The sequence below is a fragment of the Mesorhizobium sp. WSM4816 genome (assembly GCF_055811535.1).
Genome location: NZ_JBVVQR010000044.1, coordinates 1 through 24,952 on the forward strand (window position 1 = coordinate 1; position 24,952 = coordinate 24,952).

A 24,952-nucleotide genomic window follows, 5' to 3' on the forward strand; every position below is an offset into this window, starting at 1 on the left:
ATGACGATGAACACCAGGATCACGGCGATCATGACGTGGTTCTGCAGATCGCCGAGCAACTGGTTGACGAAGACCGATTTATCCTGCGTGTAGGTGACGTGCATGCCTTCCGGCATGGTCTTTATGAAGGCATCGGACACGGCCCTCACCTGGGCGATCGTGTCGATCAGGTTGGAGCCGATGCGCTTCTTCACCTCGATGGCGATCGCCGGCTTGCCGTCGAGACGAGTCACCGTCTCGGCGTCCTTGAAGGTGGAGCGGACGGTGGCGATATCCTGGGCCTGCACCACGGCATTGGGGCCGGCGACGATCGGAAGCGCCGCCACGTCCTGTGGCGTTTCGATCAGCGACGGCACCTTGACGGCGTATTTGCCCTCGGACCCTTCGATGTTGCCGGCGGCGACAAGACTGTTGGAATCGCCGACCGCACCGATCAGCTGCTCTAGCTGCAGCCCGTAGGAAGACAATTTCATCGGATCGATGACGACTTCGACGAGATCGTCGCGGGCGCCCTGCAGCGAGCCCTCCAGCACGCCCGGCACTTCCTCGATGCGGTCGCGCAACTCGCGCGCCGCCGTCGTCAGAACGCGCTCGGGCACTTCGCCCGACAGCGTCACGACAAGGACGGGGAATTCGGAGACGTTGACTTCGGAGACTACAGGCTCCTCGGCTGCCTGCGGCAGGTCGGCCTTGCCGTCCTGGACCTTGCTGCGCGTGTCCTGCAGCGCCGTCGCCAGATCCGTCTGCGGGTGGAATTCGACCAGCACATAACCGCCGCCCTGGAAGGCGGCCGAACGCATCTCCTTGAGCCCCTTGAGGCTCTTCAGCTTGGCTTCCATCGGCCGCAGCAGAAGGCGTTCCGAATCCTCGGGCGAGATGCCCTGATAGATCAGGCTGACATACATCATCGGAATCGGAACGTCGGGTTCCGCTTCCTTCGGTGTCGACTGATAGGCGACCGCACCGGCAAGGATGAGGAACACCAGCACCGAAATGGTCAGCCTGGCATTGCTGATTGCGAGTTTGACGACATCCATGATTACTGCGTCCCGGCCGTCGCTTCGCCCAGCAGCTTCTGAATGGTCGCCTGGTCGGCCTCGACCGGCTTGACCACTTCGCCTTCCTTCACCAGTTCTTGGCCGGCGACGATGATGCGCGCATCGGCAGGGATGCCGCCGAGCACCAGGCCGGTTGGCGTATCGTCGACCAGATCGATCGGGAAGAACACGACCTTGTTGTCCTTGTCGACGGCGCGGATACCGAGATCGCCCTTGTCGCCGAGCGTCACCACGGAGCGCGGCAGCATGACTGCGTCGGTCGGCTGCGCGCTCAGCGCGATCTCGGCGGTCATCCCGGCCGGAATGGTGCCCTCGGGGTTGGGGATTGCGATCTCGACGCGGAAGGTGCGGGTGGCGGACGAGGCGTCGCGGCTGATATAGCGCACGGTGCCCTCGACATTCTGGCCGCTGACCAACCGTACATTCGCCTTGTCGCCGATCTTCAGATAGCCGAGATCACGTTCGCTGACCTCGCCGCGGGCGATCACCGGATCGAGGCTCAGAATGGTCGCCACCTCGCCGCCCTGCATCACGGAACTGCCAAGCTCCACCGGCACCCGGTCGATGACGCCGTCGAACGGCGCCTTCACCTCGTTGCGGTCGAGCTCGGCCTGCGCGGCTTCCAGGTGCGACTGGGCCAGCGTCAGGTTGGAGCGCGCCGTGTCGAGCTGCAGCTTGGGCAGATTGCCGGTTTTCATCAGCCGCAATGCTGCATCGAGTTCGGCCTGACGCTGGACCAGGAGCTGCTGGGCGTTGCTGACCGCCGAAAGCTTTTCCTCGGCGGCCAGCATCAGCACGAGGTCGCCGGTCTTGACGCGCTGTCCCTGCTTGACCGGCAGCTTGTCGATGACGCCGGCGACGCGCGTCGCCAGGACCGCGCGCTTGTCGGCTTCGGTCAGTCCGGAAATCCGGATGGCGCGCGCATAGGTACGCCTGGGCGGGGTTATGGTCGCGACGGTGCGCAAGGTCGCCTTGGGCTGTTCTGCCTCAGCGGGCTTGGCCTTGCCGGCGTCAGCCGCCTTTGGCTGCTCGACCTCCCCCGCCTTGGGTTTGTCGGCGGCCGCGCTGCCGACGGACGAGAACTCGCCCGTCACCATCCAGGCAGCGAAACCGACAAGCACAACAATGGCTGCAAGCTTGTGAAACCTGTACTTCGGCATCGTCATTTTTCCAGTGCGCGGGATTCGGCCAGGCCGCGTCTTCTAATTCGGGCGCGTCGCCGATATGGGTGCGCGCAAGGCCGTGTTCAACTTGCCGTGATCGGCGAACGAGCTTCTACATCAAAGTTGCACCGCAATATAGTCAGAAATGTTGATGGGTAATACTTCGCTGGGGCAGGGTGCGGCCGCCGTGAAGCGCGCCGGACCAGCGCGGCCTTTTATCTGCGACATTACACTCGGCGCAGCGCGGATGCGAAAGCAACCGGCAGACCGCGTCCCTCGGGCAAGTCTTGGCTTCATCGACCATCATCGGTGCCGTGCGCGGCTTGCCAGTGCCGTTGGTAAAGGCGCCAGCAAAACAGCATGGCAGCAGCTGTCAGCATGATGGGAATATTTCATGCAAAGGTCACCTCCTTCGACAAGGGCAGTGTCCGGATGCGCTTGCCTGTCAGTGCGAAGATGGCGTTGGCGAGTGCCGGTGCCGCCGGCGGCGTGCCGACTTCGCCAACGCCGCCCATCTTGTGAAAATTCTCCAGGATCGCGACTTCGAACGCCGGACACTGGGAGATGCGCATGGCGTCGTAGTCATGAAAATTCGACTGCTCGACCATGCCGTCGGCGAAAGTAATCTCCTGACCCATCGCTGCCGACAGGCCGTAGATGGCGGCGGAGATGAGTTGCGCCTCGATGATACCAGGATCGAGCGCGGTGCCCACATCGGCGGCGATCCACATCTTCTCGATGCGGATCCCGGACGGCGTGTCGGCGACCTGGACGATCTCGCCGACCCAACTGCCGAAGGACAGCGTGAACGCCATGCCCTTGGCCTTGCCGGCGGGCAGCGCCTCGCCCCACTTCGCCATTTCGGCGACCTTCTCGACCACCTTCACCGCTGCCGGATAGGCAGCCATCAGTGTCTTGCGCAGCTCGACCGCATCGGTTTTCCCGGCGGTGGCGATCTCGTCCATGAAGCCCTCATGAAAGAAGCCGTTGATCGAGCAGCCGACCGATCGCCAGAAGCCGACCGGGATGGAGGCGGGCGCAGCAATTCCGCTGACCCGGTAATTCGGGATGGTGTAGGGCTGGTCGTAGGCCCCATCGACAATGGATTTGTCGGGGCCAAGCGGCGGGATCGAGGGAAACAGCCGGCGCAAGGTGCTGGCTATCACCGACGGCGAGGCGATTGTCATGTCGACGGCGACCGGTATGCCGTCGCTGCCAAGCCGCGCCTGGAATTTGCCGACCGAAGCCGGCCGGTAGGCGTCGTGGCGCATGTCCTCCTCGCGCGTCCAAATCACCTTGATTGGCCGGCCTGCCGTTTCTTTCGCCATCAGCGCGGCACAGAGCGCATAATCCACCTCTATACGTCGGCCGAAGCCGCCGCCCATGAAGGTGGTGTGGACGCTGACCTTGTCCTGCTCAATGCCGACAGCATTGGCGCAAAGCTGCCGCACCAAGGTCGGCGCCTGGTTGCCGCACCAGATGTCGAGGACGCCGTCCTTCAGCCGCGCCGTGGCGTTCATCGGCTCCATCGTCGCATGTGCCAGATAAGACACGCCATAGTCGGCCTCGACGATCCTTTCGCGCGGCGCGTCGGCGAAGGCGGTATCGACATCGCCATCGTCGCGCATCACCGACCCTTTCGTGCCGAGCGCCTGCTTCAGCACCTCGGAAATGCCGGCGCTGTCCAGCGGATATTCGGGATCGGCCCATTCGGCGTCGATCGCCTCCGCCGCCTTGAATGCCGCCCAGGTGTTTTCGGCGATGATGCCGAAGCCGTGGCCGTAATTCGTGTCGATCGGCACGATCTTGATCACGCCAGGCAGTTTCTCGGCGTTGGAGAAATCCGCCTTGACCGGCTTGGCCCAGAAGCGCGGGCTCATCTTGACCGTGCCGTACAGCATCTCCGGCAGCGTCACGTCGATGCCGAAGATCGGCGCCCCGGTGACCTTGGCCAGCATGTCGATGCGTTTTTGCGGTTTGCCGAGCAGTTTCCAGCCGGCTTTGTCTTTGAGCCTGATTTCCGCGGGCGGCGCCATCGTCGCAGCGGTCGCAGCGACCGCGCCATAGGTCAGCGACTTGCCCGATGCCTTGTGCAGGATCGAGCCGTTGGCCGTTTCCAGATCGGCGGCAGCTATACCGAGCTTTTGCGCGGCCGCTGCAATCAGCATCTGCCGCGCGGCGGCGCCTGCCTGCCGCATCTTGCCGAAACCATCGAGCGTCGATGTCGAACCGCCGGTGCCTTGCAGAGCGAGGAATTTTCCGGCCACGCCCATGCCGGCGCGCACTATCTCCGCGGTCATGCTTTCATCGAAGAAGGCGAACGGACCGCCCTCTTCCAGGATCGCCGCATTGAAATAGGCGTAGGAGGCCGGGCCGTGCTCGACCTTGATCTGGTCGAGCCCGACATCGAGCTCTTCGGCAACCATGGCAGCAAGCGCCGTCGAGATGCCTTGGCCCATCTCGGCGCGCGGCGCGACGATGGTGATGGTGTTGTCGGCGCCGATTTTCACATAGGGGTTGAAGGTCGCTTCATCAGCCGCGAGGTCGCCTTCCAGCGGATTCGGAAAAGGCTTGCGATAATAGTAATAGCCGACGGCGACGCCGCCCGCGATGGCAGCGGTGCCGATGAGAAACGTGCGGCGGGCGATCTTTCCGACACTGGCCATGGTCAGATTCCCGCCGTCTTGAGGACGACCGCTCGTCTGATCGCCGCACGGATCTTCGGGTAGGTGCCGCAGCGGCAGAGATTGCCGCCCATGGCATCGTCGATGTCGGCATCGGTCGGCTCGGCAACCTGGTCGAGCAGCGCCACCGCGCTCATGATCTGGCCGGCCTGGCAGTAGCCGCACTGGGCGACCTGCTCTTCCAGCCATGCCTGCTGTACCGGATGCAATCTGCCTTCGGTGCCGATGCCTTCGATCGTGGTGACCGCGCCGGTGACCTCACCGACCGGCAATGAACAGGAGCGCACCGGCTGGCCGTCGACATGCACCGTGCAGGCGCCGCAGGCGGCGATGCCGCAGCCAAACTTCGGCCCGGTCTTGCCCATGAGATCGCGCAGCGCCCACAGCAGCGGCATTTCGGGATCGGCATTGACGTCGAATGCCTGCCCGTCGACGGTGAGGCGCATGGGGATACCCTTTGTTGTCGTCCACAGCCCGGGCAGGCCGGTCGGCCATTCGCCCTTATACATCTTGACAAATTACGTCATTTTGTCAATAGAGCTTTTGCAGGATAAAGTCGCGCCATGATCGAGATCGAGGACATCGCCACCGACCCCAAGCGCGCCCGCATTCTGGACAGCGCGATGAAGGTGTTTCTGGCCTATGGTTTCGCCCGCACCACCATGGACGACATTGCGCGTGCCGCCGACATGTCGCGGCCGGCGCTTTATCTCCAGTTCAAGAACAAGACCGATATTTATCGCGCCATTGCGTTGATGCTGCTCTCCCGCTCGCTCGAGCAGGCGAAAACGGCACTCGCCGGCGAAGAACCATTTGCCGAGCGCACGATGCGGGCCATCGACGAAGCGCTGATCTCGATGACGCGCACCGTCCACGCCTCGCCGCATGGCGCCGAACTCCTTGACATGAAGTCGAGCCTCGCCGACCTGATCGGCTGCTGGCGCAGCCGGTTTGCCGAGCATGTCGCGGCAGCGATCCAGAGCGAGGCCGGACGCAATGGCGTCGATCTCACCGCCAAGGGCTTGTCGGCAAAATTGCTGGCCGACATGCTGCTCGACGGGCTGGAAGGCATGAAGATGCGCATCAGCGATCCGGACGAGCAGCGGCAGGCTGCGGCCGCGCTGATCAAGGTGATCGATCTAGCCTTGCAAAAAAACTGACAAACAAAACGCCTCAGGCTCGGCGACGCGCTGCCTCGGGCTTCTTGCGTGCTGCAAGGAACTCCTTGACCCGCCGGCCCGGTGCCGGACCACGCATCGGCTTGAAGCCGTCGTCGAGCTCGCCTGAGAGGTCAAGCGTCGGCCGCTTGCCGACGGCGTCGTAATTCTCCTCCAGCCAATCGCTGGCGGCGGTGCGGCCAAGGTCGCGCAGATAGGTCAGGAACGCCCATTCGGCGTTGACCTTGGACGATGCCGACAGGTCTTTGAATGCCTCGTCGGCATCGATGCGGTGCATGCGGATGTCGCGGTATTCGCCATGCGGCAGCCGGCCGGCGGCAATCAGCTCCTTGATGAAGGCGATCGAGCGGAATTCGCGCAAGAGTCCGGCGTTAAAGGTGATCTCGTCGATGCGATTCTGGATTTCGTTGGCGCTCTTCGGCGTCCCCTCGCGGACCACCGGGTTGATCTGCACCAAAAGCACGTCCTCGGTGGCAGTCGTCTTGAAGAACGGGAACAGCGCCGGATTGCCGCCATAGCCGCCATCCCAGTAGGGCACGCCCTTGATCTCGACGGCGCGGAACAGCTGCGGCAGGCAAGCCGACGCCATCACCGTGTCGAGATCGATCTCGCCATCGGAAAAGACGCGTAACTGCCCGGTCTCGACATTGGTCGCGGAGATGAACAGCTCCATCGATTTGCAGGCGCGCACATTGCCGAAATCGATCTCCTGTTCGATCACGTCGCGCAGCGGGTTGAGGCCGAGCGGGTTGGCGACATAGGGCGAAAACACCCGCGACATCGTGTCGAAAAACAGATAGCCCGGCGTGTTCTCGATCGACCAGTTGCCCCAGGCGACGTCCCACGGCATGCGCTGCACCGGGCTGAACCGGCCCTTCCGCGCCACCGCGCGCCAGAAATCGTCGAGCTTCTGCCGCGCGCCCTCGACGCCGCCGCGGACGAAGCCGTCGGCCAGCGCCACCGCGTTCATGGCGCCGGCGCTGGTGCCCGAAACCGCCGCGATGTCGAGCCGTCCGTCCTCCAGCAGCTGGTCGAGCACGCCCCAGGAAAAGGCGCCGTGCGAGCCGCCGCCCTGCAGCGCGACGTTGATCTTCTTGGGCTCCTCCGCCTTGCCGTTTGTCGTCATGGCGTTGTCCTTGATCTAGAGAGCCATTGGATGGATCACTGCGCGGTCCAGCCGCCGTCGACCGAGATTTGCGTGCCGTTGATCTGCGCTGCCGCATCCGAGCACAGGAACACCGCGGCAGCGGCAACTTGCTCGACCGTGACGAATTCCTTGGTCGGCTGCCTGTCGAGCATGACCTCGCGGACCACCGTGTCGCGGTCCATCTTGTTCGCCTTCATTTGGTCGGGGATCTGCGCCTCGACCAGCGGCGTCAGCACATAGCCGGGACAGATGGCGTTGCAGGTGATCTTGTCGCGCGCCAGTTCCAAAGCGACCGTCTTGGTCAGCCCCATGATGCCGTGCTTGGCCGCGACATAGGCCGATTTGAACGGCGAGGCGACCAGCCCATGGGCCGAGGCGATGTTGACGATCCTGCCGCCGCCGGCTTCTCTCATCAGCGGGATGGCGGCGGCGATGGTGTGAAAGGCCGACGACAAATTGATGGCGATGATGGCGTCCCACTTCTCGACGGGAAATTCTTCCACCGGCGCGACATGCTGGATGCCGGCATTGTTGATCAGGATGTCGACCGAGCCGAAGCTCTCGGCTGCTTTTGCGACCAGCGCCCGGCATTCGGCCGGCTTCGACATATCTGCCTTGATGTAGACAGTCTTCACGCCGTGATGCCTGGCGATCGCATCGGTGACGGCCTGGTCGTCGGCCGTGTCTGAAAAGGAATTGACGACAATGTTGCAGCCATCGGCCGCGAGCGCATGGGCGATTGCCAGGCCGATGCCCGAGGTGGAACCGGTGACGATGGCGGTTTTTCTGCTGGGCAAGGCGAAATCCTTCATTACGGCGCTAACGGACCATATTGCAGCGCAGCATATATGTCTGGTGTGGCGCAAAAACAGCGGCACTCAGTGGCGATGACATGAAATTTTTGTCATGAAAGAGGACACCCTCACTCAAAGCTGTGCGCCTGAACAGGCCGTGCGAACAGTTGGTCAGCGTGCCCTGAAGCCACTTCGGGTGTTCGTGAGATTGCGTTTTAGAACGCGATAGCGGTCGCGCGGCACTCATTCCGAGGCGGAGATTTCTGAGACGGCCTGCTGATGAGAGATTTCGGCCGGCCGGCCGGCGATCACGACATCGTGTCGAGTTTGCGCTGCATGGCGGCGATCTGTTCCTTCAGTTCCTGAAGGTCGTCGGGCTTTTCCGACGTCTCCTTCCTGGCCGGCTCCGCCGGCGCTGCGGAAGTGCCATTCGAGCCTGCGGGTGGGAAGGGCGTGAACAGGCGCATGGCGTTCTGGAACATCTCCATATTGCGGCGCGTCTGCTCTTCCAGCGCCTTGATCGGCGTGGCGATCTTCATCATGTCCAGCGGCGACTTGCCCAACGCACCCTTCATCTGCTCGCGGAAGCGTTCCTGCTCCTTTGAGAAGGCGATCATCGACTGTTCGAGGAAGCTCGGCACGATCATCTGCATCTGGTCGCCGTAAAAAGCGATCAACTGGCGCAGGAACGGAATCGGCAGCATGTTCTGCCCTTCCTTGTTCTCCAGTTCAAAGATGATCTGGGTCAGCACCGGATGGGTGATGTCGTCGCCGGTCTTGGCGTCCTGGACGGTGAACTCCACGCCCTTCTTGACCATTTCGGCAAGGTCCTCGAGCGTCACATAGGTGCTGGTGCCGGTGTTGTAGAGGCGGCGATTGGCATATTTCTTGATGATAATCGGTTCGTCTTTCGCGGCCATCAGCATCCTCCCGGGACACCGGCGCACTTGAGGTAAGCTGCCGGTAACGATTGCGCCTTTTCAAGGATATGCGCAAAAGCGTCACAATTCCAAGCGGTTTGTGCAGTGCGGCATCAATTAATGCTGCACGGCGGGCTGAAAATGCTGCGCAGCAATGGGCCGGCTGTATCCACCACGATGCGCAACCTGCTTGCGGCGCATGGCCGGTATGCCCATTTCCGGTTTGACTTGGATCATTGAAAGGGCAAGAAAAGCCCTGACGATACAAACTGCGATACCAAAACCTCGATACCTCGAAGTGTGGAGAAGAACATGTCCGCTGCCATCGTTGTCGCCAGTGCGGCGCGCACGCCCGTCGGTTCCTTCAACGGCGCCTTCGCCGCCACGCCGGCGCATGAGCTTGGTGCCGTCGTCATCAAGGAGTTGCTGTCCCGTACCGGTGTCGAGCCGGCGGAGGTCGACGAGGTCATCCTCGGCCAGGTGCTGACTGCGGCTCAGGGCCAGAACCCCGCCCGCCAGGCATCTATCGAAGCCGGCCTGCCAAAGGAAACCACCGCCTGGGGCCTCAACCAGGTTTGCGGCTCAGGTCTGCGCGCTGTTGCTCTCGGTATGCAGCAGATCGCGACAGGCGATGCCAAGGTGATCGTCGCCGGCGGGCAGGAATCGATGTCGCTGGCCCCGCACGCTCAACACCTGCGTGCCGGCGTCAAGATGGGCGACTACAAGATGATTGACATCATGATCAAGGATGGGCTGTGGGATGCCTTCAATGGCTACCACATGGGCAACACGGCCGAAAACGTCGCTCGCCAGTTCCAGATTACCCGCGAGGACCAGGACCAGCTCGCATTGGCCTCCCAGAACAAGGCAGAGGCCGCGCAGAAGGCCGGCAAATTCAAGGACGAGATCGTGGCCTTCACCGTCAAGGGCAAGAAGGGCGACACCATTGTCGACCAGGACGAATATATCCGCCACGGCGCCACGATCGAGGCGATGACCAAGCTGAGACCGGCCTTCGACAAGGACGGCACGGTGACCGCCGCCAATGCCTCCGGCATCAATGACGGCGCCGCCGCGGTGCTGCTGATGACCGAAGCGGAAGCCGCAAAGCGCGGCATCACGCCGCTGGCGCGCATCGTGTCCTGGGCGACCGCGGGTGTCGATCCGCAGATCATGGGCACCGGGCCCATTCCCGCCTCGCGCAAGGCGCTGGCCAAGGCCGGCTGGTCGGTCGGCGATCTCGACCTGATCGAGGCCAACGAAGCCTTCGCCGCCCAGGCCTGCGCCGTCAACAAGGACATGGGCTGGGATCCGTCGATCGTCAATGTCAATGGCGGTGCCATCGCCATCGGCCATCCGATCGGCGCCTCCGGGGCCCGCATCTTCAACACGCTGGTTTACGAGATGCGCCGCAGAAGTGCCAGGAAGGGCCTTGCCACGCTGTGCATCGGCGGCGGCATGGGGGTCGCCATGTGCGTTGAAGCGCTGTGAAGTCATCTGCAAAGCGCCGTGAGGACGGAGCGAGCAAGCCGTGAAACAGTCGGTGGCGAACAGGCTCCGCCGTTAGAGCGTTTCCGTTCGCCGCCCGCCGATCGAGAAAAAGGGAGGATATTATGACAAAGGTAGCACTCGTCACCGGTGGATCGCGCGGCATTGGCGCCGCGATCTCGATCGGCCTGAAAACCGCCGGCTATCAGGTCGCCGCGAACTACGCCGGCAATGACGAAGCGGCGCAGAAATTCAAGGCAGAGACCGGCATTCCCGTCTACAAATGGTCGGTCGCCGACTACGATGCCTGCGCCGCCGGCATCAAGCAGGTCGAGGCCGATCTCGGCCCGGTTTCCGTTCTGGTCAACAATGCCGGCATCACCCGCGACGCCATGTTCCACAAGATGACGCGCGAGCAGTGGAAAGAGGTCGTCGACACCAATCTTTCCGGCGTCTTCAACATGACGCACCCACTGTGGGTCGGCATGCGCGACCGCAAGTTCGGCCGCGTCATCACCATCTCCTCGATCAATGGCCAGAAAGGCCAGACCGGCCAGGTCAATTATTCGGCGTCGAAGGCCGGCGATATCGGCTTCACCAAGGCGCTCGCCCAAGAAGGGGCGCGGGTCGGCATCACCGTCAATGTCATCTGCCCCGGCTACATCGCCACCGAGATGGTCAGGGCGATGGACGAGAAGGTGCTCAATGAGCGCGTCATCCCGCAGATCCCGGTCGGCCGCCTCGGCGAGCCGGAAGAGATCGCACGCTGCGTCGTCTTCCTGGCTTCCGACGATGCCGGTTTCATCACCGGCTCGACCATATCAGCCAATGGCGGCCAGTATATCACCTGAGGCGTCATGTCACCTGAGGCGTCGGCCTGTTGCCGGTGACCGTTGCACGGGTCTAACCACCCACACGGCCGAGTTCGAGGCCGGGATCCGGATTATTCCGGCCGTCAGGCGACACGCTTCAGCCCTGGTTCGGCTGCCGGCTTGGTCTGGGCGGCGACTGGACCCGGCTGGCGCGAAGGTGCCGGCAGGCGGGCAAGCGACGCCCGGCTGAGGCCCGACAGTTTCAAGGCGATGCGACGCTTCAGAAACGGAGTGAGGTTCAGCGCTGAAAGCACGAGATTGCGGACGAACCGCTTCACCGAATTGCGGGAAAGCGCCATCTCGGTCATCGTGCCCGCCAGTTCAAGCACCTCCTGGGCCGCCGGGCGGCGCAGCGTTTCGTAGAGGTCGAGCGCGGTTTCCGGGCGCACGCCGTTCACCACGTCGCCAAGCAACTGGCCAAGCACGACCGCGTCGATGATGCCGGTGTTCATGCCTTGCCCTCCCGCCGGGCTGTGCACGTGCGCGGCATCGCCGATAAGGAACAGCCGGTCCTTGCGGTACGAGCGGACCAGGCGGTGATGCACGCGAAAACGCGAGCTCCACGCCAGGTCGAGCACCCGGGTTCTTTTCTTGGTCGGACCACGGCTGTCGAGCAGCGCCTGGATGTCGGTGACCGCGGGGTTTTCCGGTGCCTCATCCATTGTCGCGACGACCCGATACGAACCGTCCGGGAGCGGCGCCACCACCACCAGCCCGGCCGGGGCAAAGAACAGCGACACTTCCGTCGGCCCAACCGGCCAGTCGAGACGAACATCGGCAAGTACGAACGAAGCGTCATAGGCGGCGCCGTCGAACTCGATGCCGGTCGACCTGCGCACCAGGCTGTGCATGCCGTCGGCACCAACGACATAGCGTGCCGATATCAGTCTCTCGCGGCCGTTCTCGATCACCGTCACGCGTGCGCCGTCAGCGTCCTGAACGACTGCCTTGGCCTCGACCGAGCGATGAATCACGCCGCCCAAGGCTGCGATCCGTTCGGCGAACACCTGCTCGGTCAGGTTCTGAGGCAGCATCATCAGATAGGGATGCCTCGACGGAAGCTTGCTGAAATCGAGCTTGAGCAGCGCCCGATTGCGGTCGCGGATGGTAAAATTCTGCAGTTTTAGGGCAAGTTCGCTCAGCCCGTGCGTGACGCCGAGAGGCTCCAGCGTTTCCAGCGTCTGCGCGTGGATGACGCCAGCCCGCGAGGTCTGAAGGCCCTCAGCCAGCCTGTCGATCAGGACATGATCGACACCGGCCTGGTGCAGCACGATGGACAGCGCCATGCCGGTCGGGCCGGCGCCAATGATCAGGACTTCCGTGGTTTCGGGCAGCATTTCTCTCTCCATTTGTCAACGATCGTTGACTTTTTAGTCGAAGCCATTGCATTTGTCAACGGCTGTTGGCATAAGCTTTTCATGACCGAGAATCAGCCGAAAAAACCCGGCAAGTCGGACCGCACGCGCGCCAAAATCCTGGAGGCCGCGAAGCTCCTGTTCGCCGAGCACGGCTATGAGGGCGCCTCGATCCGTGACGTCGCGGCGCATGCCTCGATCGATCCGGCCATGGTGATCCGCTATTTCCGCAGCAAGGACGAGCTGTTCGCCAGGGCGGCGGTCGTCGACCTGCAATTGCCGGCACTGCGGGTGATCGACCGAAATGCCATCGGCGAAACGCTGATCAGGCGTTTTCTTGAAGTCTGGGAGGGCTCGGCCAGCGGCCCTGGCATGGCAATTCTGCTGCGTTCGGCGACGTCGAACGAATTCGCCGCGGAAAAATTGCGCGACGTATTTGGCAACCAGGTGAGGCCGGTGATTGCGGCGGTCGCTGACCCCGCCGATGCGGGTCGACGGGCCGGGCTCGTTTCGAGCCAGTTGCTGGGTCTGGCGATGTGCCGATACCTGCTGCGGCTTCCGCCCGTCGTCGCCCTGTCGCACGACGAAATTGTCCAGAACGTCGGCCCTACTTTGCAGCGCTATGCCGTGGGAGAGGATGCGCCTTGAACAAGCCGGGCTGGCAGTCTGGTCGTCGTGCAGCGACTGCGCCGACTAACGGACGTAACGCCGATTTGTGCCGAAGCGGCACGCAAAAATTAGCGGCGGCCGTGCAGCCTGTGCAAAACCCTGTTAACGGCGTGTGGATAACAGGTGGAAAACCTGTTCACGACACAACATATTGGGGTGAACAAACCGGGAAACAGGCGCCGGCGCCGATTCGTCGCCGTTTCGTTCCGGCTTTGAGCACAGTGTTAAACGACAAGGGCTGAAAACAATCCCAAATGGTTAAGGCGCGTTAGGAAAGTTTAATTATTTCAGAATGTTGGATGACGCCCGCCGACCTGCGTCGATCGTTCAGCGGCAAAGGTTAACGGCGACGTCAGCCCTGCATGAAACGGGCCAGTTCGGCGATTCAGCATGTGGTGAGACTCGCCGGCGAAAAATCCAGATGTAGCCGTGAACAAAACCTGAATCTGCGCGAGTCAGCGATTCGTAGCCGATTCGTTCCAGACTCGTTCCAACTGTTAAATCGGAACGGCGGAACGGCATGTCGACGGCGACGGAAGGCTTCGAGCTGCCATCGGAATATTCTGCTTTCGCTTCACGCCCAAAATCCCTATGTGTCGGCTGTCACCCGCGCCACTACGGGGCGCGCTCCCGACAACGCGAGGCAGAGAGCCTTAATTTCCAGGTCGATGAACATCCAGCCGAAACACACTGAGCCACTGATCCTGTCAGGCCGCGACGTGACCGCTGTGCTCGGGCCAACCAACACCGGCAAGACCCATCTCGCCATCGAGCGCATGGTGGCGCATGAAAGCGGCATTATCGGCCTGCCGCTCAGGCTGCTCGCCCGCGAGGTCTACTCGCGCGTCTGCGAAAAAGTCGGCGCTCACAAGGTGGCGCTCATCACCGGTGAGGAGAAGATCCAGCCCGACGGCGCCAGATATTCGGTCTGCACCGTGGAAGCCATGCCGCGCGAGACCGACGCCGCCTTCGTTGCCGTCGACGAGGTCCAACTGGCCGGCGACCTCGAGCGCGGCCACATCTTCACCGACCGCATCCTGCATCTGCGCGGCCGCCAGGAGACGCTGCTGCTCGGCGCAGCGACCATGCACGGCATCCTCCAGCGTCTGCTCAAGGGGGTGTCGGTGGTGACGCGGCCACGGCTGTCGCATCTCGCCTATGCCGGCTCCAAGAAGCTGACCCGCCTGCCGCGACGTACGGCGATCGTCGCTTTCTCCGCCGACGAGGTCTATGCCATCGCCGAACTGATCCGCCGCCAGCAGGGCGGTGCGGCAGTCGTGCTCGGCGCGCTATCGCCGCGCACCCGCAACGCGCAGGTGGAGCTGTTCCAGTCGGGTGATGTCGATTATCTGATTGCCACCGATGCCATCGGCATGGGCCTCAACCTCGATCTCGATCACGTCGCCTTCGCCCAGAACCGCAAGTTCGACGGCTACCAGTATCGCAACCTGACGGCGGCCGAGCTCGGCCAGATCGCCGGCCGCGCCGGCCGCCACTTGCGCGACGGAACTTTTGGCGTCACCGGCCAGGTCGATCCACTGGACGAGGAACTGGTCAAGAAGATCGAAGCGCATGATTTCGACCCGGTGAAGGTGCTGCAATGGCGCACCGCGCGTTTCGATTTCGCCAACCTCGACGCGCTGAAGCGCTCGATCGAGACCAACGCGCCGGTTGAAGGCCTGACGCGCGCGCTGCCGGCGGTCGATGCGCAGGCGCTCGAACATCTGTCCCGCGACGAGGACATCCGGGCGCTTGCCACCGACGCCGGGCGCGTGGCGCTGTTGTGGGAGGCCTGCGCCCTTCCCGATTACAGGAAGATCGCCCCGGCTCAGCATGCCGACCTGATCGCCTCGATCTACATGGACCTTGCCAGGCATGGCCATGTCGATGAGAATTACATGGCCGAGCAGGTGCGCCGCGCCGACACCACCGAGGGCGACATCGACACGCTGTCGCACCGGATCGCCCAGATCCGCACCTGGACTTTCGTTTCCAACCGGCCCGGCTGGCTGGCCGATCAGGCACACTGGCAGGAAAAGACGCGCGAAATCGAAGACAGATTGTCGGATGCGCTGCATGAGCGGTTGACGAAACGCTTCGTAGACCGCAGGACTTCCGTCCTCATGCGGCGCCTTAGAGAAAATACCATGCCTGAAGCCGAAATCAGTCCAACCGGAACCGTCCTCGTCGAAGGCCATCATGTCGGCGAGTTGCAGGGGTTCCGCTTCACCGCGGACCAAAGCGCCGGCGGCGAGGACGCCAAGGCGGTGCGCACAGCAGCCCAGAAGGCGCTTGCAGCCGAATTCGAGGCGCGGGCCGAACGCTTCGGCGCCTCGGCCAATGGCGACATCGCGCTCGGCTCCGATGGCACGCTGCGCTGGATCGGCGCGCCGATCGGCACGCTGGTCGCAGGCGACGAGCCGTTGAAGCCGCGCCTGGTGCTGCTGGCCGACGAGCAGCTCACCGGTCCCGCCCGCGACAAGGTCGCGGCGCGCGCCGAGCGCTTCGTCAATTTCCAGATCGAGTCGCTGCTGAAGCCGCTGGTCGACCTCAAGAACGCCGAGCAGATCACCGGCATCGGCCGCGGCATCGCCTTCCAGCTCGTCGAGAATTTCGGCCTCATCAACCGCCGCGACATCGCCGAGGAGATGAAGTCGCTCGACCAGGAGGGCCGCGCCGCCCTGCGCCGGCTCGGCGTGCGCTTCGGCGCCTACCACGTCTTCGTGCCGGCGCTGATCAAGCCGGCCCCGGCCGGACTGGTGACGCTGTTGTGGGCGCTGCAGAACGACGGCAAGGACAAGCCTGGCTTTGGCGACGTGGTTCACGCGCTGGCCTCCGGCCGCACCTCGGTGGTCATCGATCCCACCTTCGACAAGACCTTCTACAAGCTGGCCGGCTACCGCAATCTCGGCCGTCGTGCGGTGCGCGTCGACATCCTCGAACGGCTGGCCGACCTGATCCGGCCCGCAACCAACTGGAAGCCGGGCCTCGGCCAGCGCCCCGACGGCGCCTATGACGGTCAGTCCTTCATGGTAACGCCGCCGATGATGTCGATCCTCGGCGCCACGGCCGACGATATGGAAGAGATCTTGAAAGGCCTCGGCTACCGGGCCGAGCCGAAGCCGGCTGTCGAGGTGAAGGCACGGCTCGAGGCACAGGACAATGTCGCGCGCGAAGCCGCCGCGGCCAAGCAGGCGGCGGAGGCACAAGCCGAGCAGGCCAAGGCAGCGGAAGCCGCGATTGCCGACGCAGCCGTCGAGACGCCGGCCGACGGTTCTGAGCCGGATGCAGTGGCAGAAGCCACGGCGGAGGCTCTCGCGGAACCCGCTACCGAAGCGGAACCTGTCGCAGAAGCTCAGCTGCAAACTCCGCCTGAGGTCACGGTAGAGGGTCTGCCTGCAGCTGAAGCCGCAGTTCGAGAGGCAGCACCCGAAACCGCCGAGGTTGAGGTCGCACAGGCGGAGCCGGCTTCCGAAGCCTCGCCCGCAACGGCAGCAGTCTCGGCCGAACCTGCCGCGGCGGTGGAAGCCGCCACCGGCGAGGCTGCTCCAGAGGCCGAGAAAGAGGCCGAAGAACCAAAACCCATCCTGTTGTGGCGGCAGGGCCGCTTCGACCAGCGCCCACGCCACCGCCACCACGACAACCGGCCCCGTGACAGGGACAATCGCCCGCGCAGCGGACAAGCCGCGCGCGATGGCCGCAGCAACGCGCCGGCAGAGGCCGGGCAGCAGGCCAGCGCCCCGGGCGGCCGACCCGCCCATGAAGGACGCCGCGACGGCGACGGCGCCGGCAAGCCCCGCTTCGACCGCAGCAAGTTCAAGCCCAAGCCCCAGGGCGAGCCAGGCGAACGGCGCGACGGCAAGCCGCAGGGAGAGCGCCCCGATCGTCGCGAAAGCCGGCCCGACTGGAAAGGCGGCAGGCCGGACGGCAAGGGCGGCGCGCCTGGTGGAAAGCCCGCGTTCCAGCCGAAGCCTCGCGAGGAGCGTCCGGTGCGCTTCGACCCGGATTCCCCCTTCGCCAAGCTCGCCGCGTTGCGCGACCAGCTGAAGAAGTAAGTTCGTTCGCTCCGATGGTCACTGATGCCCGCCAGCGCATCGACAAATGGCTGTTCTTTTCGCGTGCGGTGAAATCGCGCTCGCTGGCGGCGAAGCTGGTGGTGGCCGGACGCGTTCGCATCAATCGCGACAAAGCAGCGCAGGCCTCCGATCTGGTCCGCCTCGGCGACGTCCTGACCATCACTCTCGAGCGGCGCATCTTCGTCTGGAAGGTGCTCGGCACCGGCAGCCGGCGCGGTCCCGCCGAGGAAGCGCGCTTGCTCTACGAGGATATCTCGCCGCCGCCGGCACCAAAGGGCGAGGCCGTTCGCGATGCGATCCCCGCACTGCGCGATGCCGGCAGCGGCCGCCCGACCAAGAAGGAACGCCGGGAGACCGACCGGTTGTTCGGCGACGACTGACGCATAACCGGCTTTCGTCGCGTCGCCGGCTGGAAATCCATTCCGGAAACACCGGCATCACGCGCAATGGCCGCCCTTGCAAGCGGCGGGCAAAGACGTTACCTCACCAAGAAAGCCTACCGCATCGGCCCGAAAATCTATATCGATTTTCCAAGCGCGCGATGCGTGGTTTCAAAGTGTTACAGCGTACCTTGTGCGTCCGATTGGACGCCACGTCGCCCTGATAAAAGGGGACGTCCCGGAGCCGACCGATGACCTATGTCGTGACCGATAATTGCATAAAATGCAAATACATGGACTGCATCGAGGTCTGTCCGGTCGACTGTTTTTATGAGGGCGAGAACATGCTCGTCATTCATCCCGACGAGTGCATCGACTGTGGCGTCTGCGAACCGGAATGCCCGGCCGACGCGATCAAGCCGGACACCGAGCCAGGGCTCGACAAATGGCTGCAGATCAACACCGAGTATGCCGATAAATGGCCCAATATCACCGCCAAGAAGGAGCCTCCGGCCGACGCCAAGTCCTTCGATGGCGAGGCCGGCAAGTTCGAAAAATATTTTTCCCCCGAGCCCGGCCAGGGCGACTAGCGCTCGACCGCGAAAATCGAAATCGATTTTCGGAAGGACCATGCGCCAGATCAAAGTGTCACATCGTCCTTGCGCGTCCAAAACGGGCGCGTGGCACCGTAACGGCGACGCCGGTTTGATCGGCATCACGCGTGCTGACAGGCACCGCACGTTAACTGCCTTGACAGGCGGAGATCGCGCTTGACCTTCGCGCGTGCAGCAAAACCTTGATTCTTCCGACTTTTTGTGCTACACGAACCAAACATGCCGGTGACACAACGTCGATTTATGGCGCAAACGCCCCAAATCACTGAAAGGTGAATTTTTCAATCCGGACCAGAGTGATCTGGGGCAGGCAGTCGCGACTATGCGATTTGCCGCCCTCGGCTTTTCCGGTGGGTTCGTAGTTGTGCGGCTAACGATCGGTACCCGATCGCGCGAGTTCGACCGGCAGAATGCCGGTTCCACACCAAGGAGTTCATGGCGTAATGGCAACAATCACCCCGCAGAAGAAGTCCAGCGCAGCGCGTCACGGTTTTAAGACGGGCGAGTACATCGTCTATCCGGCGCATGGCGTCGGCCAGATCGTCTCGATCGACGAGCAGGAAGTTGCGGGCCACAAGCTGGAACTGTTCGTCATCGACTTCCAGAAGGACAAGATGCGTCTGAAGGTTCCGGTCGCCAAGGCGACCTCCATCGGCATGCGCAAGCTGTCGGAAGAGGATTACGTCGATCGCGCGCTGAAGGTCGTGCAGGGCCGCGCCCGCGTCAAGCGCACCATGTGGTCGCGCCGCGCCCAGGAATATGATGCGAAGATCAATTCCGGCGACCTGATCTCGATCTCGGAAGTTGTGCGCGACCTCTACCGCGCCGACAATCAGCCGGAGCAGTCCTATTCCGAACGCCAGCTTTATGAGGCGGCGCTCGACCGCATGGCGCGCGAGATCGCGGCCGTCAACCGCATGTCGGAAACCGAAGCGGTGCGCCTCATTGAGGTGAACCTCAACAAGGGACCGAAGCGCGGCGCCAAGGCCGACAACGAAGAAGCCGAGCAGGAAGAAGCAGCCTGAGCGCTTCTCGCCTTAATTTGGAAAAACCCGGCCTCGCGCCGGGTTTTTTGTTGTTTGTGATGGTCACCCCAAAACCGCTACGCCGTTTTGGGCGACATGCACTAACCTTCGCCGCCGCCTTCCTTCTCTGCCTCCTGCTTCAGCGTCGCGATAAACCGCTTGGTTCGCTGGCGCTCCGGATTGCTGAACAAAACCGCGGCGGGGCCTTTCTCGACGACGCTGCCGGCGTCGAGGAACACCACCTCCTGCGCGATTTTGGAGGCGAGGCGCAAATCATGCGTCGCCATCACCATGGTGGTGCCTTCGCTGGCGAGTTGGCCGAGCACGTCGACCACCTCCTGCGCCAGTTCCGGATCGAGCGCCGAAGTCGGCTCGTCGCACAGCAGCACTTTCGGCGATGGTGCCAACGCCCGGGCGATCGCCACGCGTTGCTGCTGGCCGCCTGACAACGTCGCCGGCCAGGCGTCGGCCTTGTGCGCCATCCCAACCTTTTCGAGCAGGGCGAGCGCCCGCTCACGCGCTCGCCCGGCCGGCCATTTCAGCACCGTCACCAGCCCCTCCATGACATTTTCGATCGCCGTGCGGTGCGGGAACAGCTGGAAATTCTGGAACACCATGCCGGTCTGCAGCCGCAGGCGCTGGATGGCTGTGCCGGGAATCTTGCCGCCGGGATGGAATTCGAGCGCGTCGTCGCCGATGCGCACCGTGCCCGAGGTCGGGATCTCGAGCAGGTTGATGCAGCGCAGAAGCGTGCTTTTCCCACCGCCCGAGGGGCCGACAAGGGCGGTGACGCTGCCTTCCTCGATGGTGACGGTCACGCCCTTCAGCACGAGGTTGTCCCCAAAGCGCTTCTCGATGTCGGTGAGGCCGATCATGCGCGCGCCTCCAGGAAGCCGCCATAGCGGTTGAGCCGCTTTTCCAGGCGCGTCTGCAACGCCGACAGCACCGAGCTCAGCGCCAGATAGAGAGCCGCCGCCTCGACATAGAGGATCAACGGCTCATAGGTGGTGGCGACGATGCGCTGCGCCGCCTGGAACATCTCCGGCACCGTGATGGCTGCGGCCAGCGATGTGTCCTTGACCAGCGAGATGAAAGTGTTGGACAGCGGCGGCACCGCGACGCGGCCCGCTTGTGGAAGGATAGTGCGTCGCATCGCCTGGCCCCAGGTCATGCCGATCGAATAGGCCGCCTCCCACTGCCCCTTCGGCACCGAGCCTATGACGGCGCGGATGATCTCCGACGTATAGGCGCCGATATTGAGTGTGAAGCCGATCAACGCGGCTGAAAAGGCGTCGAGCAGGATGCCGACCGAGGGCAGGCCGTAGAAGATCAGGAAGAGCTGCACCAGAAGCGGCGTGCCACGGAAGATCCAGACATAGAAGCGGACCACGGCGACCAGCGGCGTCGGGCCGAACAGCCGGACGAGCGCTGCGACCAGTCCTACGAATAGACCGAATGCGAACGACAGCAGCGTTAGCGGCACGGTGAAGATCAGCGCGGCCCATAGCAGCGTGGGCAACGAATCCAGCATCAATTGCAGCCAGTGCGGCACGAAAACTCTCCTTGCGAGATTGCCGCCCAAAATCGGCCCGGCAGCATCGAGGCGCGACCATACGGTCGTCATATCACGCCAAAAGCGGCGGCCGTCAAAGACGGCTCGCCGCGATACTTGGCCATGCGGGCCGGCAACCAGCCGGCTCCGTGAAATGCGCTTACTTCGAAACGTCCTGGCCGAAGTAAGTGTCGGCGATCTTCTGGTAGGTGCCGTCGGACTTGATATCGGCCAGCGCCCGATTGATGGCGGCGACCAGTTCCGGATCGCCCTTGCGCACGAGGACGCCGGAATAGTCGGCGTTTTCTTCCTGCGCGGCGATCTTCACGTTGGCGTCGGGCTTGTGCTTCTTGAAATCGAGGAAGGACAGGCTGTCGTTGATGGTGGCATCGGCGCGGCCGGTAAGAAGCAGCTGGATCGATTGGTCGAAGCCATCGGTACCGACGAGTTCGGCGCCGTTCGCTTCGGCGAGCTTGCCGAAATTCGAGGTCAGCGACTGCGCCGCCTTCTTGCCCTTCAGGTCGGCAAAGCTGTTGATGTCGGTATTGTCGCCGCGCACGATCAGCACCGCCTTGGAAGCAATATAGGGATCGGAGAAATCATACTTGGCCTTGCGCTCCTCGGTGATGCCGACCTGGTTGATAACAGCGTCATAGCGCTCGGCGTCGAGGCCGGCGATCAGCCCATCCCATTTGCCTTCGAGGAATTCGGCCTTGACGCCGAGTCGCTCGGCGATCGCCTTGGCAATCTCGACGTCGAAGCCGACCAGTTCGCCCGAGGCATCATGATAGGTGAAGGGGGCATAGGTACCTTCCGTGCCGACCTTGAAGACACCGGCCTGCTTGATCTGATCGAGATTGGCGCCGGCATGGCCTGATGTGCCAGCCAGTACCTGCAGTGTTGCGGCGACGATAAGCGATTTGAGCCATTTCATTTTTCTGTGATCCCGTCATTGGCCGGCGTCCGGGGCCGGCGTCCGGCGCATTTGTGAGCGCCGGAAACTGACAGATGCAGCCTGGCGAAATAAGAAACCAGATTTCAAAAATGAGACACTTTCGAAATCCAATTCTCAAAACCACATCGACTCACGCCAACCGGCCGAGGAGCGACCGCCGCATCGAGCTTTCGAACAGTGCAATCCACGCGACATCAGCGGCGGAACCATTCGCGCGGGTGGCACGTTTGTTGGCTGTTGTAGGGCGCGGCGTCGCCAATTCAACCACGATGCCAGCTCAGGGGCGAGCGATCGCACCGCAACGCCCGGAACAGGGAGCGTGGCATGATGGAAGATACGGCAGGGCGAACCATGGTCCGCGCGGCGATGAAAGCCCCCTATCTCGAGCGCGACGAGGAGCATGTTCTCGCGCTGCGCTGGAAGGAAGACAACGACCAGCAGGCACTGCACCAAATCGCCATGGCGCATATGCGGCTGGTTATTTCCATGGCCTCGAAGTTCCGCCACTATGGCCTGCCCCTCGGCGACCTGGTGCAGGAAGGCCATGTCGGCCTGCTGGAGGCAGCGGCCCGTTTCGAACCGGAGCGCGAGGTGCGGTTTTCGACCTATGCGACGTGGTGGATCCGTGCCTCGATGCAGGACTATATCCTGCGCAACTGGTCGATCGTGCGTGGCGGCACCAGTTCGGCGCAAAAGGCGCTGTTCTTCAATTTGCGGCGCCTGCGCGCCCGCTTGGCGAACGGTGCCGAGCCGATCTCGAACACCTCGCTCTACCGCGAGGTGTCGGTGGCGCTTGGCGTCTCCGAGGCCGACGTGGCGATGATGGACTCGCGCCTTTCGGCCCCCGACAGTTCGCTCAACCAGCCGCTCGCCGACGATGCGGGCGCCACCGAGCGAATGGATTTTCTGGTTTCGGACGATCCTTTGCCGGACGAAGTCGTGGGCGACACGATCGATGTCGAACGCCGCTCTATATGGCTGAAAACCGCGCTCGGCGCGCTCAACGCCCGCGAGCTCAGGATCATCGAGGAACGCCGGCTGAGCGACGAGGGCGCGACGCTCGAAGCCCTCGGCGAGGCGCTTGGCATCTCCAAGGAACGCGTCCGCCAGATCGAGGCACGCGCCATGGAAAAGCTCAAGATAGCGCTGGTGAAGCAAAACCCCGAGTTTCTGGCGACCGCCGCCTAGGGTGTGTTGCGATTCAGGTTAGGACGAGTCGGAGTCGAAGACGGGCGCGAAGCGACCAAACCAGGTGGTTTCCGAGAACCGGAGCGGAGCGTACATAAAGTACGTGAGCACCGGCCTACGCCGGCCGTAGCCTTACTGCCGCGACCGCTCATGAGTGCTCCGGCCGGCGAAGGTCGGAAGCGCAGGAAATTGCCGTTTGCGGGCCGGCATCACCTGAATATCGACACACTCTATCTGTCGGTGATGATCTTGACCTTGTCGCCGGCCGAAACGGCTGCGCCGGGCGACATTGCATTGAGCACCCTGAACAGGTCGAGCTTGCGGTCGACGCCGACCATCTGCGCCGCGAGCGAACCCATGGTCTGTCCGGGCCGGACCGTGACGACGCGGATATGCAGCGGCTTCAGCGCTGCTTTTTCGGCCGCGCTCAAGATCCGGAACGAGCCGCTGACCGAGCGCGCCACCGCGTCCAGCGAGGTGCTGGCGGAGGGGGCTGCCGTCAGCAGCCGGTAGACCTGGCCGCCGGCGCGGATCACCGCGATGCCGAACTGCCAGCCCTCGGCGCTGGCATGCGCCGTCGCCGCCTCGTTGCCGTTGATTGTTTCCTGGCGCACGCTGCTTTCGTCGAGACCGGCCACCCAGCCGCTGCGGAGGTAGTCGGTCAGCGATCGGTTCCTGTCGATCGAGACGCCGTCGAAGCGGATCGCTATGTCGCCCGGTCCGGTTGCCGTCACCGCCGCGGCCGAGTTGTCGATGATGAAGCCGTCGGGCACCGAGAACGACACGCCGAGCCCCGGATGCAGGAAGGTTTCGCCACGCACATAGCCTTCCTCCGGCGTGTCGCCGTAGAGCAGCCCGTCTATGCCGGCGAGGAAGGCGTCGCGGTCGCGCGTGCCGACGCCGGGCGCGCCGAACTGGCGGGCATGGCGCTGCGCCAGATCGATGCGTTGCGGCGTGTTCGGGTGCGTTGCCAGGAAGTCGAGGCTGGCGTCGGTGGCGCCGCTGATCGAGCGGAAATCGGTGTAGGCCGACATGGACTGCAGGAAGCGGCCAGCGGCAAACGGATCGAAGCCCGCCTCGCCGATCGACTTGATGCCGATGCCGTCGGCCTCCAGCTCCTGATTGCGCGAGAACTGGGCAAGCCGCAGCTTGCCGCGGATCAGTGCCGCCTTGGCGGTCGGGCTGTCGCCGAGCACATCCGAGACGACTTTTGTCGCAAAGCCTTCCTCGGCCTCGAGCTGCTGGCGCTGCAAGCCGTGGTTTGCAGTGACATGGCCCATCTCATGCGCGATGACCGCGGCGAGTTCGGCCGAATCGTTGGCCAGCGCCAACAGGCCGCGCGTGATGTAGAGATAGCCGCCAGGCAATGCGAAAGCGTTGACGTTGGGCGAATTGAGGATCGTGATGCGGTAGGTCTGGCTCGGGTTGGCCGAAACCACCGTCAGGCTGCCGACGACCTTGGCGACCATGCGCTCGAGCTTGGGATCGGAATATTCGCCGCCATAGGTCGCGAGGATGCGCGGATGCTGCGCCTTGGCCATTTCGGCGACCTTGCTGTTGGCGGCAACATTGTCGACGGTGACCGGTTTGCTAGAAGGCTGGAAGCCGGATACCTGAACGTCCGGAGGCGTGAACATCTGGCAGCTTGCCAACGCCATGGCAAAGCCGGCCAGCGCCAGGAAGCGCGCCAGCGGTTTCCTTCTCACTCTGTCTGTGCCGGTCGGCAGAACAGCTTCCTTTCGGCTCTCAGCACATGGCCCGAAAATCGGGCATCGATTTTCAGATCATGCGCAAAATCAACTGCCACAGAGTCCTTCGAGCCCACGAGCGCGGA

Annotated in this window: 22 protein-coding genes; 10 read left to right on the forward strand and 12 right to left on the reverse strand. The window is 63.3% G+C overall.

Features of this window, described 5'->3' with window-relative positions; translation table 11 throughout:
- The 4 genes from AC0L3H_RS29060 to AC0L3H_RS29075 form a co-directional block, all read right to left on the reverse strand.
- Positions 1-1,037 (reverse strand): efflux RND transporter permease subunit (locus tag AC0L3H_RS29060; RefSeq protein ID WP_473587762.1); only part of this gene is annotated, 1,037 nt, incomplete at its 3' end.
- Positions 1,038-1,039: 2 nt separating this feature from the next.
- Complete coding sequence (locus tag AC0L3H_RS29065; protein WP_473587763.1) at positions 1,040-2,218, reverse strand: efflux RND transporter periplasmic adaptor subunit; 1,179 nt, start codon at positions 2,216-2,218, stop codon at positions 1,040-1,042.
- A gap of 395 nt (positions 2,219-2,613) precedes the next feature.
- The gene (locus AC0L3H_RS29070) at positions 2,614-4,887 is read right to left on the reverse strand and encodes a xanthine dehydrogenase family protein molybdopterin-binding subunit (protein ID WP_473587764.1); all 2,274 of its coding nucleotides are present in this window, start codon (positions 4,885-4,887) and stop codon (positions 2,614-2,616) included.
- A 2-nt stretch (positions 4,888-4,889) separates the two neighbouring features.
- A complete protein-coding gene (locus AC0L3H_RS29075; RefSeq protein WP_473587765.1) occupies positions 4,890-5,351 on the reverse strand; it encodes a (2Fe-2S)-binding protein in 462 nt (153 codons plus the stop codon).
- A gap of 117 nt (positions 5,352-5,468) precedes the next feature.
- On the opposite strand from AC0L3H_RS29075, the gene AC0L3H_RS29080 reads away from it, so the two are divergent.
- Positions 5,469-6,065 carry a TetR/AcrR family transcriptional regulator gene (locus AC0L3H_RS29080; RefSeq protein ID WP_128170624.1) on the forward strand — a complete coding sequence of 199 codons (597 nt, stop codon included), beginning with the start codon at positions 5,469-5,471 and terminating at the stop codon, positions 6,063-6,065.
- Positions 6,066-6,078: 13 nt separating this feature from the next.
- On the opposite strand, the gene AC0L3H_RS29085 is transcribed toward AC0L3H_RS29080, so the two are convergent.
- The 3 genes from AC0L3H_RS29085 to phaR form a co-directional block, all read right to left on the reverse strand.
- Positions 6,079-7,209 carry a patatin-like phospholipase family protein gene (locus AC0L3H_RS29085; RefSeq protein ID WP_027152943.1) on the reverse strand — a complete coding sequence of 377 codons (1,131 nt, stop codon included), beginning with the start codon at positions 7,207-7,209 and terminating at the stop codon, positions 6,079-6,081.
- Positions 7,210-7,244: 35 nt separating this feature from the next.
- Positions 7,245-8,027 (reverse strand): 3-hydroxybutyrate dehydrogenase, encoded by a 783-nt coding sequence (locus AC0L3H_RS29090; protein ID WP_473587766.1) that lies wholly within the window; start codon positions 8,025-8,027, stop codon positions 7,245-7,247.
- 305 nt (positions 8,028-8,332) lie between these two features.
- On the reverse strand, positions 8,333-8,944 hold the full coding sequence (phaR, locus tag AC0L3H_RS29095) for a polyhydroxyalkanoate synthesis repressor PhaR (RefSeq protein ID WP_027152940.1): 612 nt from the start codon (positions 8,942-8,944) through the stop codon (positions 8,333-8,335).
- A gap of 312 nt (positions 8,945-9,256) precedes the next feature.
- On the opposite strand from phaR, the gene AC0L3H_RS29100 reads away from it, so the two are divergent.
- The gene (locus tag AC0L3H_RS29100; protein WP_473587767.1) at positions 9,257-10,435 is read left to right on the forward strand and encodes an acetyl-CoA C-acetyltransferase; all 1,179 of its coding nucleotides are present in this window, start codon (positions 9,257-9,259) and stop codon (positions 10,433-10,435) included.
- Positions 10,436-10,557: 122 nt separating this feature from the next.
- Positions 10,558-11,283: an acetoacetyl-CoA reductase gene (gene phbB / locus AC0L3H_RS29105; RefSeq protein ID WP_091593354.1), complete on the forward strand. Its 726-nt coding sequence runs from the start codon at positions 10,558-10,560 to the stop codon at positions 11,281-11,283.
- A gap of 104 nt (positions 11,284-11,387) precedes the next feature.
- Here the strand turns inward: phbB and AC0L3H_RS29110 are convergent, their stop codons facing one another.
- Complete coding sequence (locus AC0L3H_RS29110) at positions 11,388-12,641, reverse strand: FAD-dependent oxidoreductase (protein ID WP_473587768.1); 1,254 nt, start codon at positions 12,639-12,641, stop codon at positions 11,388-11,390.
- An 81-nt stretch (positions 12,642-12,722) separates the two neighbouring features.
- Between AC0L3H_RS29110 and AC0L3H_RS29115 the strand changes: the two genes are divergently transcribed.
- The 6 genes from AC0L3H_RS29115 (at position 12,723) to AC0L3H_RS29140 (ending at position 19,423) form a co-directional block, all read left to right on the forward strand.
- Positions 12,723-13,307 carry a TetR/AcrR family transcriptional regulator gene (locus AC0L3H_RS29115; protein WP_473587769.1) on the forward strand — a complete coding sequence of 195 codons (585 nt, stop codon included), beginning with the start codon at positions 12,723-12,725 and terminating at the stop codon, positions 13,305-13,307.
- A complete protein-coding gene (locus tag AC0L3H_RS29120; RefSeq protein WP_473587770.1) occupies positions 13,304-13,570 on the forward strand; it encodes a hypothetical protein in 267 nt (88 codons plus the stop codon). The genes AC0L3H_RS29115 and AC0L3H_RS29120 overlap by 4 nt, the downstream gene beginning before the upstream one ends.
- A gap of 426 nt (positions 13,571-13,996) precedes the next feature.
- Positions 13,997-17,383, forward strand: a complete 3,387-nt coding sequence (locus AC0L3H_RS29125) for a helicase-related protein (protein ID WP_473587771.1) — start codon at positions 13,997-13,999, stop codon at positions 17,381-17,383.
- Positions 17,384-17,397: 14 nt separating this feature from the next.
- A complete protein-coding gene (locus AC0L3H_RS29130; RefSeq protein ID WP_027152935.1) occupies positions 17,398-17,784 on the forward strand; it encodes an RNA-binding S4 domain-containing protein in 387 nt (128 codons plus the stop codon).
- Positions 17,785-18,035: 251 nt separating this feature from the next.
- Positions 18,036-18,374, forward strand: a complete 339-nt coding sequence (gene fdxA, locus AC0L3H_RS29135) for a ferredoxin FdxA (RefSeq protein ID WP_023803892.1) — start codon at positions 18,036-18,038, stop codon at positions 18,372-18,374.
- Positions 18,375-18,841: 467 nt separating this feature from the next.
- Positions 18,842-19,423, forward strand: a complete 582-nt coding sequence (locus AC0L3H_RS29140) for a CarD family transcriptional regulator (RefSeq protein ID WP_027152934.1) — start codon at positions 18,842-18,844, stop codon at positions 19,421-19,423.
- 101 nt (positions 19,424-19,524) lie between these two features.
- On the opposite strand, the gene AC0L3H_RS29145 is transcribed toward AC0L3H_RS29140, so the two are convergent.
- The 3 genes from AC0L3H_RS29145 to AC0L3H_RS29155 all read right to left on the reverse strand — a co-directional run bounded on the left by AC0L3H_RS29145 (position 19,525) and on the right by AC0L3H_RS29155 (position 21,909).
- Entirely contained in the window at positions 19,525-20,298 is a 774-nt protein-coding gene (locus tag AC0L3H_RS29145; protein ID WP_473587772.1) for an amino acid ABC transporter ATP-binding protein, read from the reverse strand.
- A complete protein-coding gene (locus AC0L3H_RS29150; RefSeq protein WP_473587773.1) occupies positions 20,295-20,975 on the reverse strand; it encodes an ABC transporter permease subunit in 681 nt (226 codons plus the stop codon). The genes AC0L3H_RS29145 and AC0L3H_RS29150 overlap by 4 nt, the downstream gene beginning before the upstream one ends.
- 160 nt (positions 20,976-21,135) lie before the next feature.
- Positions 21,136-21,909, reverse strand: a complete 774-nt coding sequence (locus AC0L3H_RS29155; protein WP_473587774.1) for an amino acid ABC transporter substrate-binding protein — start codon at positions 21,907-21,909, stop codon at positions 21,136-21,138.
- A 345-nt stretch (positions 21,910-22,254) separates the two neighbouring features.
- On the opposite strand from AC0L3H_RS29155, the gene AC0L3H_RS29160 reads away from it, so the two are divergent.
- Positions 22,255-23,118: an RNA polymerase factor sigma-32 gene (locus AC0L3H_RS29160; protein ID WP_128181614.1), complete on the forward strand. Its 864-nt coding sequence runs from the start codon at positions 22,255-22,257 to the stop codon at positions 23,116-23,118.
- Between the two features lie 230 nt (positions 23,119-23,348).
- On the opposite strand, the gene AC0L3H_RS29165 is transcribed toward AC0L3H_RS29160, so the two are convergent.
- Positions 23,349-24,776, reverse strand: coding sequence for a M48 family metalloprotease (locus AC0L3H_RS29165; protein WP_473587783.1), 1,428 nt, complete (start codon positions 24,774-24,776; stop codon positions 23,349-23,351).
- Positions 24,777-24,952: the final 176 nt, after the last annotated feature.

Excerpts from the sequence above, each read along its gene's own strand:
- AC0L3H_RS29065 (WP_473587763.1), bottom strand. The coding sequence starts at position 2,218 with ATGCCGAAGTACAGGTTTCACAAGCTTGCAGCCATTGTTGTGCTTGTC.
- AC0L3H_RS29070 (WP_473587764.1), bottom strand. The coding sequence starts at position 4,887 with ATGGCCAGTGTCGGAAAGATCGCCCGCCGCACGTTTCTCATCGGCACC.
- AC0L3H_RS29075 (WP_473587765.1), bottom strand. The coding sequence starts at position 5,351 with ATGCGCCTCACCGTCGACGGGCAGGCATTCGACGTCAATGCCGATCCC.
- AC0L3H_RS29080 (WP_128170624.1), top strand. The coding sequence starts at position 5,469 with ATGATCGAGATCGAGGACATCGCCACCGACCCCAAGCGCGCCCGCATT.
- AC0L3H_RS29085 (WP_027152943.1), bottom strand. The coding sequence starts at position 7,209 with ATGACGACAAACGGCAAGGCGGAGGAGCCCAAGAAGATCAACGTCGCG.
- phaR (WP_027152940.1), bottom strand. The coding sequence starts at position 8,944 with ATGGCCGCGAAAGACGAACCGATTATCATCAAGAAATATGCCAATCGC.
- AC0L3H_RS29100 (WP_473587767.1), top strand. The coding sequence starts at position 9,257 with ATGTCCGCTGCCATCGTTGTCGCCAGTGCGGCGCGCACGCCCGTCGGT.
- phbB (WP_091593354.1), top strand. The coding sequence starts at position 10,558 with ATGACAAAGGTAGCACTCGTCACCGGTGGATCGCGCGGCATTGGCGCC.
- AC0L3H_RS29110 (WP_473587768.1), bottom strand. The coding sequence starts at position 12,641 with ATGCTGCCCGAAACCACGGAAGTCCTGATCATTGGCGCCGGCCCGACC.
- AC0L3H_RS29115 (WP_473587769.1), top strand. The coding sequence starts at position 12,723 with ATGACCGAGAATCAGCCGAAAAAACCCGGCAAGTCGGACCGCACGCGC.
- AC0L3H_RS29125 (WP_473587771.1), top strand. The coding sequence starts at position 13,997 with ATGAACATCCAGCCGAAACACACTGAGCCACTGATCCTGTCAGGCCGC.
- AC0L3H_RS29130 (WP_027152935.1), top strand. The coding sequence starts at position 17,398 with ATGGTCACTGATGCCCGCCAGCGCATCGACAAATGGCTGTTCTTTTCG.
- fdxA (WP_023803892.1), top strand. The coding sequence starts at position 18,036 with ATGACCTATGTCGTGACCGATAATTGCATAAAATGCAAATACATGGAC.
- AC0L3H_RS29140 (WP_027152934.1), top strand. The coding sequence starts at position 18,842 with ATGGCAACAATCACCCCGCAGAAGAAGTCCAGCGCAGCGCGTCACGGT.
- AC0L3H_RS29145 (WP_473587772.1), bottom strand. The coding sequence starts at position 20,298 with ATGATCGGCCTCACCGACATCGAGAAGCGCTTTGGGGACAACCTCGTG.
- AC0L3H_RS29155 (WP_473587774.1), bottom strand. The coding sequence starts at position 21,909 with ATGAAATGGCTCAAATCGCTTATCGTCGCCGCAACACTGCAGGTACTG.
- AC0L3H_RS29160 (WP_128181614.1), top strand. The coding sequence starts at position 22,255 with ATGATGGAAGATACGGCAGGGCGAACCATGGTCCGCGCGGCGATGAAA.
- AC0L3H_RS29165 (WP_473587783.1), bottom strand. The coding sequence starts at position 24,776 with ATGGCGTTGGCAAGCTGCCAGATGTTCACGCCTCCGGACGTTCAGGTA.